Source organism: Alcanivorax sp. DP30 (genome assembly GCF_009882945.1).
Classification (GTDB): Bacteria; Pseudomonadota; Gammaproteobacteria; order Pseudomonadales; family Alcanivoracaceae; genus Alcanivorax.
In genome coordinates, this window is sequence record NZ_WTUY01000005.1 from 731,752 (window position 1) to 747,494 (window position 15,743).

11 protein-coding genes are annotated in these 15,743 nt (G+C 57.7%); 10 read left to right on the forward strand and 1 reads right to left on the reverse strand.

The window, feature by feature from the left end:
- Positions 1 to 49 precede the first annotated feature (49 nt).
- Complete coding sequence (locus GQF00_RS14450) at positions 50 to 1,651, reverse strand: GMC family oxidoreductase (RefSeq protein WP_161319839.1); 1,602 nt, start codon at positions 1,649 to 1,651, stop codon at positions 50 to 52.
- Positions 1,652 to 1,757: 106 nt separating this feature from the next.
- Between GQF00_RS14450 and GQF00_RS14455 the strand changes: the two genes are divergently transcribed.
- From GQF00_RS14455 to pelG, 10 genes are all read left to right on the forward strand, one after another.
- Complete coding sequence (locus GQF00_RS14455) at positions 1,758 to 2,393, forward strand: DUF3047 domain-containing protein (RefSeq protein WP_161319840.1); 636 nt, start codon at positions 1,758 to 1,760, stop codon at positions 2,391 to 2,393.
- Positions 2,394 to 2,664: 271 nt separating this feature from the next.
- Positions 2,665 to 3,225: an HNH endonuclease gene (locus GQF00_RS14460; protein WP_161319841.1), complete on the forward strand. Its 561-nt coding sequence runs from the start codon at positions 2,665 to 2,667 to the stop codon at positions 3,223 to 3,225.
- 163 nt (positions 3,226 to 3,388) lie between these two features.
- Positions 3,389 to 6,124 carry a bifunctional glycoside hydrolase 114/ polysaccharide deacetylase family protein gene (locus GQF00_RS14465; RefSeq protein ID WP_202560545.1) on the forward strand — a complete coding sequence of 912 codons (2,736 nt, stop codon included), beginning with the start codon at positions 3,389 to 3,391 and terminating at the stop codon, positions 6,122 to 6,124.
- Complete coding sequence (locus GQF00_RS14470) at positions 6,087 to 6,962, forward strand: lipopolysaccharide assembly protein LapB (RefSeq protein WP_161319842.1); 876 nt, start codon at positions 6,087 to 6,089, stop codon at positions 6,960 to 6,962. The genes GQF00_RS14465 and GQF00_RS14470 overlap by 38 nt, the downstream gene beginning before the upstream one ends.
- Entirely contained in the window at positions 6,959 to 9,721 is a 2,763-nt protein-coding gene (locus GQF00_RS14475) for a tetratricopeptide repeat protein (protein ID WP_161319843.1), read from the forward strand. The genes GQF00_RS14470 and GQF00_RS14475 overlap by 4 nt, the downstream gene beginning before the upstream one ends.
- 10 nt (positions 9,722 to 9,731) lie before the next feature.
- On the forward strand, positions 9,732 to 10,244 hold the full coding sequence (locus tag GQF00_RS14480; RefSeq protein ID WP_161319844.1) for a hypothetical protein: 513 nt from the start codon (positions 9,732 to 9,734) through the stop codon (positions 10,242 to 10,244).
- Positions 10,244 to 11,578 (forward strand): PelD GGDEF domain-containing protein, encoded by a 1,335-nt coding sequence (locus GQF00_RS14485; RefSeq protein WP_161319845.1) that lies wholly within the window; start codon positions 10,244 to 10,246, stop codon positions 11,576 to 11,578. Before GQF00_RS14480 ends, GQF00_RS14485 begins: the two co-directional genes overlap by 1 nt.
- A complete protein-coding gene (locus GQF00_RS14490; protein WP_161319846.1) occupies positions 11,571 to 12,587 on the forward strand; it encodes a hypothetical protein in 1,017 nt (338 codons plus the stop codon). Before GQF00_RS14485 ends, GQF00_RS14490 begins: the two co-directional genes overlap by 8 nt.
- Positions 12,559 to 14,106, forward strand: coding sequence for a GT4 family glycosyltransferase PelF (pelF, locus tag GQF00_RS14495; protein ID WP_161319847.1), 1,548 nt, complete (start codon positions 12,559 to 12,561; stop codon positions 14,104 to 14,106). The genes GQF00_RS14490 and pelF overlap by 29 nt, the downstream gene beginning before the upstream one ends.
- Positions 14,106 to 15,476: an exopolysaccharide Pel transporter PelG gene (pelG, locus tag GQF00_RS14500; protein ID WP_161319848.1), complete on the forward strand. Its 1,371-nt coding sequence runs from the start codon at positions 14,106 to 14,108 to the stop codon at positions 15,474 to 15,476. Before pelF ends, pelG begins: the two co-directional genes overlap by 1 nt.
- The last annotated feature ends 267 nt before the right edge of the window (positions 15,477 to 15,743 follow it).

Below are 15,743 nucleotides of genomic sequence, written 5' to 3' on the forward strand. Positions count from 1 at the left end.
ACGTTGCCACCGGGTTGCTTTGGCAACGCCGGTGGCCAGGCGGGAAGGGTTAGCCAGCGTCGGCGAGAATAAAGTCAGCGCCTTTTTCTGCGATCATGACGGTGGGGGCGTTAGTGTTACCGCCGATCAGTGTGGGCATGATGGATGCATCGATGACGCGCAGACCTTCCAGTCCATGAACGCGCAACTGGCTGTCGACCACGGCCATGTCGTCATTGCCCATCTTGCAGGTGCCAACCGGGTGGTAGATGTTGTCGCACTTGCGGCGCAGGAAGTCGCGCAGTTCATCGTCACTTTGCACATCTTTGCCCGGGAAAATCTCTTCGCCGCGCCATTGGGTCAGTGCGTCCTGACCCATGATGCGACGAACTTCTTTCAGGCCGCGCAGCATGCCTTCCATATCGTCAGGATGCTCCAGGAAGCGCGGGTCGATCAGTGCCGGTGAGCGGGGGTTGGCATCACGCAGGGTGATGTTGCCGCGACTCTTGGGACGCAGGATGCAGACATGGCCGGAGTAGCCGTGCCCCATGCTGAAGCCCAGGTTGAGGCCGTGGTTGTCCAGGCGTGCAGCGGTCAGATGCAACTGGAGGTCGGGGATCGGCTCTTCGGGGCGAGATTTGATGAAGCCACCGGCCTCGGCCACGTTGGAAGTAAGCTGGCCATTGCGACGGTAGAAGAAGTCGAATACCCCTTTCAGGCCGGTCATGAGCAGGGCGATCGGATCCAGGCTCAAGGTGTCTTTTTTCAGGCTCTTGTGGACCACCAGTACATCCGGGTGATCCTGAAGGTTTTCACCTACGCCTGGGAGCTCATGCACCTGGGGAATGTTGTGCTCAGCCAGTTCTGCAGCGGGGCCAACACCGGACAGCTTGAGCAGCTGCGGAGAGTTGATGGCACCACCGGACAGGATCACTTCCCGGCTGGCCTTGAGGGTACGGATCTGGCCGTTGTGTTCCACTTCCACGCCGATGGCGCGTTTGCCTTCGAACAATACCCGGTTGGCCAGGCAATTGGTCAGTACCGTCAGGTTGGGACGGTCCATGACCGGATGCAGGTAAGCACGGGAAACGCCACAGCGCTCGCCGTCTTTCTGGTTCACCTTGTACAGGCCAACCCCTTCCTGCACGTCGTTATTGAAGTCATCGGTGGCGGGGTGACCGGCCTCGACACCGGCCTTAACAAAGGCATTGCTGACCGGGTGAGAAAAGCGCAGGTTGGCAATATTCAGTTTGCCGCCGGTGCCGTGGAAGGCGTTTTCGCCATCTTCGTAGTGTTCCGAACGCTTGAATACTGGCAGTACCTCGTCGTAGCTCCAGCCTTCGTTGCCCAGCTCGGCCCAGTGATCGTAATCCCACTTGTGGCCGCGGGTGTAGCACATGGCGTTGACGGCGGAGGAGCCGCCCAGGGTCTTTCCGCGGGGAATATAGATCTGGCGGTTGTTGAGTGCCTTTTGCGGTACGGTGTAGTAACGCCAGTTACGGGAGTTGGATCGCATCATCAGGATGATGCCGGCAGGAATGCGGATAAAAAGGCTGTTGTCAGCAGGTCCGGCTTCCAGCAGGCAAACCCGATTGTCCGGGTTCTCGGAAAGACGGTTGGCAAGCACACAGCCGGCGGAACCGGCACCCACAATAATGTAATCAAACTCCATGGATTGCCCTCTAACAATGAGATATGCGCACAGGACAGGGCTCCGGCAAAATGCAGGCAGAATCCTGTTTCGCGTAAACAATGTGTCTATTTTAGGAAAAAAGCCGATGAACACGAGGCTTGTGACCGACCCGGTGGTCGAATGTTTACTGATTGCAGTTTTTTTGTCGTTGGCCTTCTGGCCGGGTTCTGCGGTTTCACAGGTCCCCGCGGGCTGGGAAGCGGTTAGCTTTGAGGGTGAAACCGCTTATCACTTTAATGGAAATTGCTGGAAAGCACTGGCGAAAGGGACGGCATCGGGTCTTGCCCGGCAAAAACGGATTGATCTGGCTGCGACGCCCTACCTCCAGTGGCAATGGCAGGCATCAGCGTTACCCGACTGGCCTGATCAGGATGAGCAGAGCAAGGCGGGGGATGACTTTCAGGCCCGGGTTTACGTAATAAAAAAAGGGTGGCTGCCCTGGCAAACCCGGGCCATCAATTATGTCTGGTCCCGCCAGTATCCGTCCGGTAGCCACTGGCCCAACCCTTTTGCCAGCCAGGCGCATATGGTGGTGGTTCAGGGGCCGGGATTATCCCCGGAGTGGCAAGCGTTCTCACGCAATGTGCGCGATGATTTTCGCCGCTATCACGGTGTCGATATCAAGGAAGTGGATGCTGTTGCCATCATGACCGATGGGGATAACACCGGCTCAACGGTGTCTGCCTGCTATCGTCTGCCGGCGTTTCAGGCGCAGCCCTAGAGCGCCGCTTGCTACCGGCTGCATCCGCTGGTTATTATTTAATCATCTGTGGTTAGCCTGTCGAGGCAGGTTAACCACAGATTCCATTCCATAGGCAGGGCGATAGTGTTGTTTGGTTCACCGAAACCAGGCTTTCCCTCTCCAGACACCGTCTGCCGGATTTCTCGTCCCCGTTTCTTCGTTTCTCTTTCTGGTTTCGGTTGTCGCCGAACCGTCATTGCTTCATGCGTACCATCACAATCGAACAATAACGGCACTGGAGAGCTTGCCCATGAGTGAACGCATTCTTCGGCTGGACAAGGGGGGGACCCCGATTGAATGGCTGGACTGGCAAATGGCCGCCACGCTGTATGCGCGAGGTCTTGTGACCTGGACGCTGGGAGAGGTGATCTATCGGCCTCGGGGCGGAATTTGTCGACATACGGGGCAACGCTCAACCCTGGCGCTGCATTCCATTATTGCCTGCGATGGTGTGATTCACGGCCACCGCCGGCAGGCTCCGCCGCTGACCAATCGCGCCCTGTTTCGTCGCGATCAGCAGCTGTGCCTGTACTGCGGCAAACCTTTTCCGGAACGCGCATTGACCCGGGATCATATCGTTCCAACGTCACGTGGTGGCAGGGATATATGGTCAAATGTGGTATCGGCGTGCCGCCGCTGCAATCAGCGCAAGGGAAGCCGGCGCCTCGAAGAGATTGAAATGGAATTGCTGGCATTGCCATATGTGCCGAACATGGCGGAGTACCTGGCACTGATTAACAGTCATCGTATTCGGGGGGACCAGATGGCGTTTCTGCGACCTCAGTTTGGCAAGGAGAGCCGTCTATTGTAAAAATATTTGTAAAATTAAGTGGTTAAGCGCAATTTTTACTGATGAAATCGTCATCTTGCCTCTTTGTTCACTGATTGTTGATGTATAAAGCACGCTGGTCTTGTGGTTTTTGTGACAGGGTGCTCATTTGGTCGGACGACTGGTCTTTCTTTTTTTCAGCATTTTGCTGGTTTTTCCTGCTTGGGCCTCGCCCGTCAAGCCGGCCGCGGCCTTTTATTATGGCCCCGACATCCCTTGGCGAGACCTGTCCATTTACGACTTCCCGGTTGTAGAGGCTGCCCAGGCCACAGGCATACCGCCACGGTATCGTGACCAGCGATTTTACGCCTACGTCAGTCTGGGGGAGGTGCTCCCGCAGCGGGAGTACTTTTCCCGTATCCGGCCCGAGTGGCGGTTGGGCAAAAATACGGCTTGGGGATCCTGGGTGCTGGATCAGTCCCAGCCCGCGTTGAGAGACCTGTTTGTTGATGAGGTTTTCACTCCCTTGTGGGAGGCGGGCTACCGCGGTTTCTTTCTGGACACCCTGGACAGCTATCAGCTTGGCGTCAGTGATGAGGCCGGCCGCAATGTACAGAGAGAGGGGCTGATTGCCCTTATCAACCAGGTCGCCGAACGTTACCCGGATGCCCGGTTCATCTTTAACCGGGGATTTGAGCTGATGCCGGGCATTGACGCCCAGGTGGACGCCATTGCAGCGGAGTCGCTTTACCAGCGCTGGGTGCAGGAGAAACAGGGTTACCAGGCCGTGCCGGAAACGGATCGGGCCTGGTTACTGGGGCAGTTTGAGGAAGCGAGAAAACGTTATGGGGTGGAGGGTATTGCGATTGATTATGCGCCCCCCGCTGATCGCGAACGTGCCCGTGAACTGGCTGAAAAAATCGCAGCACACGATCTGATCCCCTGGGTCACCAATCCCGAAATCGACGGCATGGGGGTGGGTATTCGTGAAGTCATTCCCCGTGATGTGCTGCTGATTCATGGTGGCAGTGAAGATCGGCTCTGGGAGCATGCCGACGCGGTGCGATACGGCCTTATGCCATTGCAGTTTCAGGGGCTGGTGCCGGAGATTCGTGAGGTCAGCGAAAGCATGCCGGCAGGTCAATTGCGTGGCCGCTATGCGGGCATCGTGGTGTGGCTGGAAAAGGACGGCATCACCTCAGCGGCCTTCGAGCAATGGCTGGTTCGCCAGCGAGAGGCCGGGGTGCCCATTGCCATGATCGGTTTTCCGGCCATTGATCCCCTGGGGCCCAACGGCAACCTGTTCGGTTTTCAGGGGCGTCCCACTCCCCAGGCGCTGCCCCGGATCGTCGCCGAGCATCCCGCCATGGGCTTCGAAGCGCCGCTGCCGGCGTTTCTCCCAGTGGGAGAGGCCCTGCATAACACCCAGGTCACTACCCCGTGGTTGGAACTGGTGTCTGATGGCCAGCAATACACTCCGGTGGCGATGACGGAGTGGGGCGGCTATGCCATGCAGCCCTACGTGATTCGGTCCGCGTTGCCCACGGTGGACGGCCAGGGGATGGAACGCTGGATGTTCAACCCGCTGACCTTTGTCCGCTCGGCCTTGCGCTTGCCGGCCATGCCAATTCCGGATGTCACCACAGAAAACGGGCGGCGATTGGGCTTTGCCCACATGGATGGCGACGGTTTTCCCAGTCTGGCCGAGGTGCAGGACTACCAGGGGCAGGCTGATGCCCGTGTCTTGCTGGAAGAAATCCTGAAAAAGTTTGATTTGCCCACCACTATTTCCGTGATTGAAGGTGAAGTGTCCTCCCAGGGGCTGTATCCAGACCAGGCCGAGGATCTGCAGAACATTGCCCGGGAAATGTATGCGCTGGACCATGTGGAAGCGGCGACCCATACCTATTCTCATCCGTTCTTCTGGTATGACGCCCAGCAGAATCCGGACTCATTGTTCGGCCCGGAAGGGCAGCTGCGTTTGCCGATTCCCCAATACAGCATGACACCGGAAAGGGAAGTGGCAGGTTCTGCCCGTTATATTGACGAGAATTTGCTGCCGCCCGGGAAGAAAACCGAGCTGGTGTTGTGGAGTGGCGACACCATTCCCACCCCGGAAGCGCTGGCGGTGGCCAGGGAAAGTGGCCTGCTGAACATGAATGGCAGTGATACGGTCATTACCCGCAGCTCGCCCACCTGGACGCTGATCAAGGGCATTGGTATTCCCAAAGGGGAGGAGTACCAGGTGTACGCGCCCAACCAGAACGAGAACATCTATACCCATGAGTGGACCGGGCCCTTTTACGGTTTCGAGCGTGTGATCGAAACCTTCGAGCTCACCGAGACCCCGCACCGTTTCAAGCCGGTGGATGTCTACTATCACACCTACATCGCCAGCAAGAACGCCTCGCTGGAATCCTTGCGTAAGGTATACCAGTGGGCCGAGGAGCAACCCCTGTTTCCCCTGTTTGCCTCTGAATACGTTCGCAAGGTGCTGGATTTCAATCATATGGCCATTGCCCGCGAAGGTGACCGGTGGCTGGTCCGTGGTGATGGCGAGTTACGTACCTTGCGTTTGCCGGAGGGTACCGGTTTGCCGGATATGGCAACCAGCCAGGGGGTGGCGGGTTACCGGGAAGACAAGCCCGGACGCTATCTGCACCTCAGCGGCGCCACCGCCAGCTGGCAAGCAGGGGAGAGTGCGCGCCCGTATCTTCAGCAGGCCAATGGCCGTCTCACCACCTTTACGCAGCAGGATACGGGGCTGCAGTTTTCCCTGCGCGGTTACACCGAATTGGAGTTTGCCATTGGCAATGCCTCTGGCTGCGTTCTGACTCAGGCAGGCCAGCGTCTGAATCCGGTGCGCCGCCAGGGCAATGTCCACTATTACAGGAGTGCGAAGCATGAGCTCATTGAGCTACGGCTACAATGTTCGCAATGATCGCCTCCGGGTAATGGGTCTGCATGAGCTGTTGGCATTTTTGCTCTTGATTGCGGTGGTGTGCTGGATGATTTTCCCGCGGGAACTGTCCACTTCACTGCGAAGTGCCCGACTGGATGCGGTGACACTGAGCTATATGCAAGCCTGGCTCAAGGCCAAGCCGGATGATGATGAGTTGCGGCTGTTGCTGGCCAGAGAGCTGATCATGCTGGGGCACTTCACGGAAGCCGACGCTCAGCTCAGCATCATTGAACGTGACGGACACTCCCATGGCACGGAAGTCGCCTGGCTGCGGTTGAAGCAGGACTTCAGTCGGCTGATGGCGATTGTGCCGGAAAACCGTGACGGCACCATGTTGCAGTATCAGACCATTAGGAGTATTCAGGCCATGGACCGGGATGCGCTTACGATGGAGCAACAGGAAGAGCTGGCCGGGATGGCCATGGCCGTCAACGAATCCGATATTGCTGCCGAAACCTACACGCGGATTGCCCGTGAGGGGCGGCAGCCCGATCTCTGGCATGAGCGCGCGGCCCGGGTCTATCTTGCCAATGGTGATTACCAACAGGCGTCACAAGCCTGGGTTCGGGCCATGGCGGTGAGCAACGCTGAAGACCAGCGCAAGGCGTACTTCCTGTCTGCTATTGCTGCGCTGGAAGCGGGGAGCTTCCATGATGATGCCCTCTCACTGGCGGCGCGCCGCGAAGCCCCGTTTCTGCATGACAAGGCCGTGCTGTATCGGCTGATGCTACTGGCACAAGCCGGAGGCGACATGTCGCGTGCGCAGCGCTACGGGATCCTGCTGCTCAATCTGCCTGGGGCGAGGCAGCTGCGATGAGGCGAGCATTAGTGACCGGCTTGCTGTTAACCGGACTGGCCCAGGCTCAGCCGCCCGAGCCCTATGTGGAAAACTATTATGACCGCAGCTATCAGGTGTTCGTGGGCGCAGGTAATTTGCTGCGGGCGCGTCAGGTGGTGGAAAACGCGCTTTACTGGCACCCGCAGGATATTCGCTGGCTGGAGCGCCTTGCCCAGGTCGCGCAGTGGCAAGGGGATTTTCAGGGCTCACTGAGGGCCTGGCAACGTATTGCTACTCTCACGGACGCCCCTGAAGCCTGGTCCGCAGTGCTGCGCCTTGCGCCATCCACTTACAACAACCGTTTGATCATGCAGGCACGCAAGCAGTCCCTGCGAGAGAGGCCGTATGACGCCGCTCTGATTCACGACATTGCGCGGCAGTATGAATTACTGGGTAAACCGGATGAGGGGATTGCCTTTCTGCGTGACTGGCAACGTCGATATCCCAGCCGCACGGTACTGCGCGAGATGCAGCAGCTTGCCCTGAACAGTGGGGATGATCCGCTGGCTGTGGCGATCGCCCGCGAGTATGCCGATGCCTATGGTCCGGAAACCAACATGGCGCTGGAGGCCTCCCGATTGTTGTGGCTGCAGGGGGAGAGGGAGCAGGCTCTGGACATGCTGCAAGAGGATGCCCGTGGGCTTGAGTATGACCCCCGGGTTGCCCGGCAGATGGCGGTGATGTCCGCAGAGCTGGGTCGCTGGGATCCCGCCATTCAGCATTATGAGACGCTGGTGCGCCAGGACGATGACACCATTAATGATCTCTACATGTTCATCAACCTGTTGCGGTATTTTGATCGCGACAGAATGACCGCGTTGATGGATCGCGCCTGGCACAAGCTGGATGATCCGGAGATGGCCATGGCCGTGCTCTTCGCCTTGCAAAATCGGGGCGAATATCAATCCATTGATGCGTTTCTGGCGCGAATGTCACCGCAACAGCGGCAGCTTCTTGAGCAGAACCCCGCGTTCCTGCGTTTCATGTCCAATCTGCAACTGCGCGAGGCACGCCATGATCAAGCACGGCATTCGCTGCGCCGGGCGCTCTATCTGGCCCCGGAGAATCGTGACTCTCGCATCAGCTGGTTATGGTTGAATGTGGCCGTCGGCGATCAGGATGTGCTGCGTCGCAGTATCCTGCGCTGGCAGGATGACGCTCGCCGGGATAGCCGTTACTGGGAAGCGTTTTCTGCCGCCCACCTTCAGCTGAGTGAGCCGGAGGCCGCACTGCGTTACCAGCGCGCCTTGCTGGAACGCAATCCTGAAGACTGGCTGACACAATGGAATTATGCCCAGACGCTTTTTGCAGCTGGGCGAGAGGACCAGGCCTGGCCGGTGCTTGGTAAACTCTGGCGGGATCGGCCTTCACAGGCCCCGCAAGCGCGAAAGACCGAATATCAGTTCATGATGCTGACCCTGAGCCGGTTCTTTGAAAACGGAGATGCGTCTCTGGCCCGTGCTGACAAGGTGGCCCGCAGCGTCCAGGCATTGCCGCCGTCCACCCGGGCTGAATGGTTGGCGCAGTGGTCCCTGTTGCAGACCAGCAATGAACTGGCCCAGGCCTGGTATCTGCAGAAGTACCAGTCGGATGGCGAGCTTCAGTCAGGCTCCGCGCTGGCCTATGCTGCCCTGCAGGATGATCAGGATAGCGTGGCCCGTGTGCGTGAAGAATATGGCTCGCAATTGACGCTCAGCGAGCAGCTGGATACCCAGCTGCGTCTGGATGAAGAACGTGCTGCCGCAGCCACCCTGATGGCGATGCAGGAAGGCGCACCGGAGTTGGCGGGCAGTGTCCTGACTCAGGAAAGCCTGCTGCTACCCTCGGCCCGTTCCACTGGACTCGGTTTCGAACAACGGCGTCTGGGGGCGCTGGATATTCAGGATTGGCAGTTCAGGCAATACCAGCCTGTCAGTGATCACAGCGAACTGGTGTTGCAGCTGGACCGTCGCCAGTTCAGCAGCAATGACGAGACCTTGCTGGTGGTGGACGATGAAGAGCAACGTGGTGGGCTGTTCTGGAACTACCAACGTCAACGCTACCGGCATTCACTGTTTGTCGGCCAGCGGGATTTGCTGGATAACCAGGAAACCATGGCCGCGCTGGAACTGGGCGCTAACTGGAATGCGGACTGGTCCGGCACGCTGGATTACCAGTGGCGGATGCCGTCGGATGAATCATCCCTGCTGTTGCTGGGTGGTTCCCGCACTGGCCCGCGCTATGCGCTGAACTGGTCTCCCATGGCAACATGGCAGAACAGCGTGGATCTGGCGGATTACCAGTACCATGACCTCAATGATCAGACACTGGGGGCAGGGCGCATCATGAATCTGCAGAGTAGCTGGCGGCCCTGGTTGTCACGATTGTCACCCGGTGTTCGTCTGCGCCATACCCGCGCCGACTTTGACGAAAAGCGGGAAAGTATGGACGAGGTGAAGGCTTTGTTGCCGCCTGGCCAGCCGGCCACTGCCATTCCCGAGGATTACCATGAATCCGAGCTGTCATTGCTGATTGGCATGCCAGACGTGCATATACGTCCGCACCGCTTGCAGGGATGGGCGGAGATTGGTTACAGCCATAACAGTCTCTCCGGCGATGGTTTCACCGGTCGCGCAGGCATTGAAGGGCCACTGATCGGTCGCGATGGCTGGAAGCTGTACCTGGAGCGACAACTGAACACGGGCGGTAGCGGTGAAGACAGCTACCGGGCTGCACTGGAATACAGGATTTATTACTAGGAGAGAATCCATGAGAGTACTGATCTCAGCGTTGCTGCTGGTCGCCCTGACGGGTTGCACCCATGTGCGCAGCACCCAGGACGTGAGCCTGTCCGGGGAAGGCACCTGGCTGGTGTTGCCGCTGACCAATCGCACGGCTACCCCGCAAGCGGGTTTGCGCGCGGCTGCCATCGTCGAGTCGGTGTTGTCCCGGCATGGCGTGCAGACGGTGGATGCCTATCCAGACAGTGATAATGATGGTGTCCTGTTTGAAGCGTCTTCGCCAGGCAGCCGCGACAAGATGACGCAATGGGTGAGTACCCGCAACGGTAACTACGTGGTGTCCGGTGTGGTACATGAGTGGCGCTACAAGACCGGCGTGGATGGCGAGCCTGCAGTGGGCGTCATGCTGGAAATCCGTGAGCTGCCGTCGGGCAATATTGTCTATAGCGGCACCGGTTCACGGGCGGGATGGGCCAGGGATTCACTCAGTGAAACCGGGCAGAAAGTCATCGATAAACTGCTCAAACCGGTGATCGACTGATGCTGGAGCGGATCGGCAGCGGCAAACTGGCGGCATGGCTGGCACCGGCAAAAGGTGTCGGCTGGTCAGTGTTCGAAACCCTGGTGCTGTTGGTGGCAGCGATCGCTGTGGGGATCTGGCTGCGCCCGCTTGATCCGCTCGCGCTGGACGCCAATTTCCGTTGGATTCTGCTGGTCCCGATTCTGCTGGCGCTACGTTACGGCAGTTTGCTGGGCGTGTTCGCCATGTTGTGCCTGATCGGTTCGTGGTTTGTGCTGCAATTTCTCGGTTATTACATCGGTCTGCGGTTCCCGGAAGGGCTCATGCTGGGTGGCTTTGTGATCACCCTGATCGCCGGGGAATTTGCTGATCTTTGGCGTGTGCGACTGATGCGTTCTGACAGTGCCGCCAGTTATGCACTGGAGCGATTGCAGAACCTGACCCAGCGCTATGTGTTGTTGCGTCTTTCCCATGACCGGTTGGAAGAGAATCTGCTGATCAAGCCCTACACGGTGCGCGATGCGCTGACACGCTTGCGTGATCTGACCCTGGAGGAAAGTGAAACGGTCACGCTGCCGGCATCGGATGATTTGATGAGCTTGCTGGCGGAGTACTGTCATTTGCAGCGGGCGGCCATTTATCCGGTCTCCGGGGATCAGGTAATCGATACGCCTGCGGCGATGCTGGGGGAGTGCAAACCACTGGAGCAGGACAATGCATTGCTGGCCTACGCCATGGACAGCCAGACCCTGGCGCACGTTCAGCAGAGTGAGCATGATGATGTGTACCATGGCCTGTATCTGGTTGTGGCGCCGGTGCTCAGCAGCTCCGGTGAGATCAACGGCGTGCTGGTGATCGAACGCATGCCATTTTTGTCCATCAATTATGAGAATCTGCAGCTGCTGTCCGTGCTGCTGAATTTCTATGCCGATGTGGTGCTCAGCGGAACGGATGCCCGTTTGCTGCTTGACCGCTGGCCGGAGCTACCTTTCCACATGGCCAGTGAGATGGTCGCACTGACACGTCTGCGCAAGGATGTGCGTGTTGAGACTTCCCTGACCCTGTTCATCGCAGATGACAGTGAGCAGGCAGGCCTGATTCTGGACGCGCTGGCCCGTGGCATGCGTAGCCTGGATCTTGCCTGGTGGATCAATGATCGGGTGTTGCTGATGATGATGCCGATGACCGGTGAATCCGGCCTGGAAGGCTTTATCATGCGTACTGATAACTGGCTGCAGGATGAATTCGCTTTCATGAGTCTGCGCCAGGCGGGGGTGCAATTCTTTTATCGGCACATGGATGGCCGCGACGCCGAAACCCAGCTGGCTGAATTGCTGGAGGCAGCGGGTGTCTAGCCTCAAGCTGCTGATCTATGCGATCTCGGCAGAGCTGGGGTCGCTATTGTTGTTACTCAGTGAGAAGACCTCGCTGGGACTCTTCCTGCTTTATCTCACGTCTCACGGGCTGGCTTCTGCCCTGATGACGGTGGTGGCCTGGGGTGTGCTGCCTTCCCGTTTCCGCACTCCCAAAGTAGCGTCTTGGCTGTTGATCTTCGGGTTCGCATTTTTTATTCCAGCCATTGGCTTGCTGACCCTGTTAAGTGGGGTGCTGCTCGGTGTCTGGCTGCCCAACAGCCTGCGACAGCAGCCGTTTGCGCTGGTTGCCCAGCCATACTTTACCCCCGTGCAGGCTAAACCCGGCAGCGGCTTTCGGCAGATTGATCTCAAGTTGTTGCTGTCCAGCGATGACGCTCCTGATGCCTTGCGGGTTCAGGGCATGCTGGTGCTCAAGGACATGCCGGCCAGGGTCACAGGCAAGCTGTTGCGCGAATCCCTTGGTGACAGTTATGAAGACGTGCGGTTGCTGTCCTACGGGATTCTGGACCAAAAGGAAAAAGTCATTACGCGGGATATCGATCGCGCAATGCAGCTGCTGGAGCGGGCGAAAGAATCCCGTCGCTACCGTCTGGCTCGACACTTGTCGGAACTTTACTGGGAGCTAAATTATCAGGATCTGGTGCGCGGTGACATTCGCCGTATTACTTTGGAAAAGGCCGCTTTTTATGCGGATATGGCTCTGATGGAATCGCCCCAGGATGCGGGGCTGTGGCTGTTGCGTGGCCGTATTCTACTGGCCCAGGAAAACCTGGCCGAAGCCCAGCAATCACTGGTGTTTGCCCGTCGCCTTGGTCTTTCCGCCAACCTGGTGAACCCCTGGCTTGCGGAAATTGCCCTGCAACGCTGCCAGTTCATTCTGGTCAAACGTCTGATGGGGGAAATTTCCGACGACAGCCAGTTCACCAATCTGAATAAATCCGTTGAATACTGGAGTGATCATGGGGTTTCCCTCCGCCGACAAGGCTGATATCTGTCTGCTGCTGGAAGGGACCTTTCCCTATGTCAGTGGTGGCGTGTCCAGCTGGGTGAACCAGATCATTCGCGGGTTCCCGGAATATACCTTTGCCTGCTGTTTCATCGGTAGTCGCCCGGAAGACTATGGTGAAATGAAGTACGAGCTTCCGGACAATGTGGTGCATCTGGAAGTGCATTACCTGCATAACTTCAAACGTGGCGCCGAGAAAAAGCCGCTGAAGGGAAACCGCAAGGCCTTCCGGAAAGTCCGCCAGTTTCATGAACTGGTAAAAAGTGGTGACGATAACCATCGCAAGGCCGAGTTGTTCGAACACATGGTCAACAATCTAGGCGATGGGCAGGCCTATTCCGAAGAGGCATTTCTGCATAGCCGCGCCAGCTGGGATTACATCTCACGGGCCTACCGTGAGAACAGCCGTGACCCCTCCTTTGTGGATTATTTCTGGACCGTGCGCATCATGCACGCGCCGATCTGGGTGCTGGATGACATTGCCAGGAACCTGATTCCGGCAAAGATGTACCACTCCATTTCCACCGGCTATGCGGGCCTGCTCGGGGCGATGCTCAAGCGTCGTTATGGCAAGCCCCTGTTGTTGTCCGAGCATGGCATCTATACCAAGGAAAGGAAGATCGATCTGTTTCAGAGTGAATGGATCAGTGATAACCGGGGGCTGGTAGAAAAGAATAATGCGGAGATGGCTTATTTTCGCGAGAAATGGGTGAACTTCTTTACTGAACTTGGCAAGGCCTGCTATCAGGCTTCGGACCGGATCGTGGCGTTGTATGAGCGGAACCGGGAACGTCAGGTTAATGACGGAGCCCCCATTGAACGCACCATGAATATTCCCAACGGCATCGATTTGCCCCGCATGCAGAAAGTACGGGCAGCGCGGCAGTCCGGAGTACCCAAGGTGGCCTGTCTGTTGGGGCGGGTGGTGCCCATCAAGGATGTGAAAACCTTTCTGCGAGCCATGCGCACACTGGTCAATGAGATTCCTGATGCCGAAGGCTGGATTGCCGGCCCCGAAGATGAAGACAAGGACTATGCCCGCGAGTGTCATGGCCTGGTGGCGAGTCTGGGGCTGGAAAAGAATGTGAAGTTCCTCGGTTTCCAGAAAATCGATGAATTGCTGCCCAAGGTGGGCGTCATGGTGCTGAGTTCAATCAGTGAGGCACTGCCGTTGGTGATCCTGGAAGGTTTTGCTGCCGGTGTGCCGACGGTGTCCACCGATGTGGGCTCCTGTCGCCAGTTGATCGAAGGGCTCGGCCCGGAGGATGAAGCCTTTGGCAAGGCCGGCGATGTGGTCGGTATTGCCGACCCGGAGGCGCTGGGACAGGCGGTGGCAAGGTTGCTGTCTGATGAGCAGGCCTGGTACCAGGCCCAACAGGCGGGTATTCGCCGCGTGGAGGCACTGTACACCCAGGAAATGATGTTTGGCGCCTACCGTGAGTTGTATCAGTCATTGATTGCACGCAGTGAATCAGCGCAGCCACAGGGCAGGGGGCGCTAATGGCGGGTATCGGTTTCGAGCTTCGCAAACTGCTGCGCAAGGATACCTTGCTGGGGCTGATCCGGGCCTATACCTATGCCGGGGTAATCAGCTCGGGGCCCTGGGTGCTGTCGATCATTGGCATCCTGATCATCGGTATTTTCAGCCTGGGCATGGTGGTGCCGGATGCCGGCGTCACCCAGTTCCAGGTCACGGTTACCTATCTGATTGCGCTCAGTCTGGTGCTCACCGGTGCGGTGCAACTGGCATTTACCCGGTTCTGTGCTGACCGCTCTTTTGAGCACCGGGAAGACCTGATTCTGCCCAACTTTGGTGGCGTGACAGTGCTGGTTACCATGTTCTCGGGGTTGCTTGCCATGGGGGTGGCCCTGTTCCTGTTTCCCGCGCAAAGCATTCTATACCGGGCCTTGCTGGTGGCCTGTTTTGTCGTGCTGTGTAACATCTGGATTGCCACCGTATTTCTCTCCGGCATGAAGCAGTACAAGGCCATTTTGTGGCTTTATGCACTGGGCTACGGGATTACTGTGGTGGCCGCACTGTTGCTGCGCTTCCTGGATCTCGAGGGGCTGCTGCTGGGCTTTCTGCTGGGGCAGGTTACCCTGCTTGGCGGCATGCTGGTGCTGATCATTCGCGGCTACCCGGCCAAGTCCATCGTCTCATTCGAGATGTTCTCGGGGAAATATCTGTATCCCTCCCTGATGCTGGTGGGCTTTTTCTACAATGCCGGGGTCTGGGCGGACAAGGCCATGTTCTGGTTCTACTCTGGTACTGGCAGTGACGTGATTGGCCCGCTGCGGGCATCCCTGATCTACGACATTCCCGTTTTTCTGTCCTACCTGTCGCTGATTCCCGGGATGGCGGTGTTCCTGGTCCGTATGGAAACCGACTTTGTGGAGCACTACAGCAATTTCTATGATGCGGTCCGCGATGGTGGCTCGCTCTCCTATATTGAAGACCAGCGTAACCAGATGGTGTTCGTGATTCGCCAGGGAATCTTCCAGATACTCAAGATCCAGGCAATTTCGGCACTGCTGCTGATGGTGACCGGTGCGCAGATTTTTGCCGCGCTGGGCATCTCCGACCTGTATCTGCCGCTGTTGAAAGTACAGCTGATTGCCACTGCGCTGCAGGTGGTGTTTCTCGCCGTGATCAACGTGTTCTGTTATCTGGACCAGCGCCGCATGCTGGTACTCCTTACCGGGCTTTTCCTGGTTCTGAATATTCTCTTTACCGGTATCAGTCTCTACCTTGGGCCTCAGTTCTTCGGCTTCGGTTTTCTGCTGGCGCTGGCGGTGTGTGTGTTGCTGGGGTTGTGGTTGGTAAACCGCAAGATGGGGGAGCTGGAGTACATCACCTTCATGCTGCACTGAGCTACAAGCTACAAGCTACAAGCTACAAGCTACAAGCTACAAGCTACAAGCTACAAGCTACAAGCTACAAGCTACAAGCTACAAGCTACNCGATTGGATAGGGAAATGCCAAAAAGTTCCCGAAATTCTCTGCCTCTCTATGAGGCTGCTGTAGGAGCGGATCTTGAGCCGCGAACCGTGCGCAGCACGGCATCGTCCGCAGGACGATGAAAGCTAGAAGCTAGCCCCCCAAAAAAAACGGCGCCCAGTGGGCGCCGATTAAAGTTT

Bases quoted from the DNA above. Each gene is read 5' to 3' on its own strand.
- GQF00_RS14470 (WP_161319842.1), top strand. From the start codon at position 6,087: ATGAGCTCATTGAGCTACGGCTACAATGTTCGCAATGATCGCCTCCGG.
- GQF00_RS14475 (WP_161319843.1), top strand. From the start codon at position 6,959: ATGAGGCGAGCATTAGTGACCGGCTTGCTGTTAACCGGACTGGCCCAG.
- GQF00_RS14450 (WP_161319839.1), bottom strand. From the start codon at position 1,651: ATGGAGTTTGATTACATTATTGTGGGTGCCGGTTCCGCCGGCTGTGTG.
- pelF (WP_161319847.1), top strand. From the start codon at position 12,559: ATGGGGTTTCCCTCCGCCGACAAGGCTGATATCTGTCTGCTGCTGGAA.
- GQF00_RS14455 (WP_161319840.1), top strand. From the start codon at position 1,758: ATGAACACGAGGCTTGTGACCGACCCGGTGGTCGAATGTTTACTGATT.
- GQF00_RS14480 (WP_161319844.1), top strand. From the start codon at position 9,732: ATGAGAGTACTGATCTCAGCGTTGCTGCTGGTCGCCCTGACGGGTTGC.
- pelG (WP_161319848.1), top strand. From the start codon at position 14,106: ATGGCGGGTATCGGTTTCGAGCTTCGCAAACTGCTGCGCAAGGATACC.
- GQF00_RS14460 (WP_161319841.1), top strand. From the start codon at position 2,665: ATGAGTGAACGCATTCTTCGGCTGGACAAGGGGGGGACCCCGATTGAA.
- GQF00_RS14485 (WP_161319845.1), top strand. From the start codon at position 10,244: ATGCTGGAGCGGATCGGCAGCGGCAAACTGGCGGCATGGCTGGCACCG.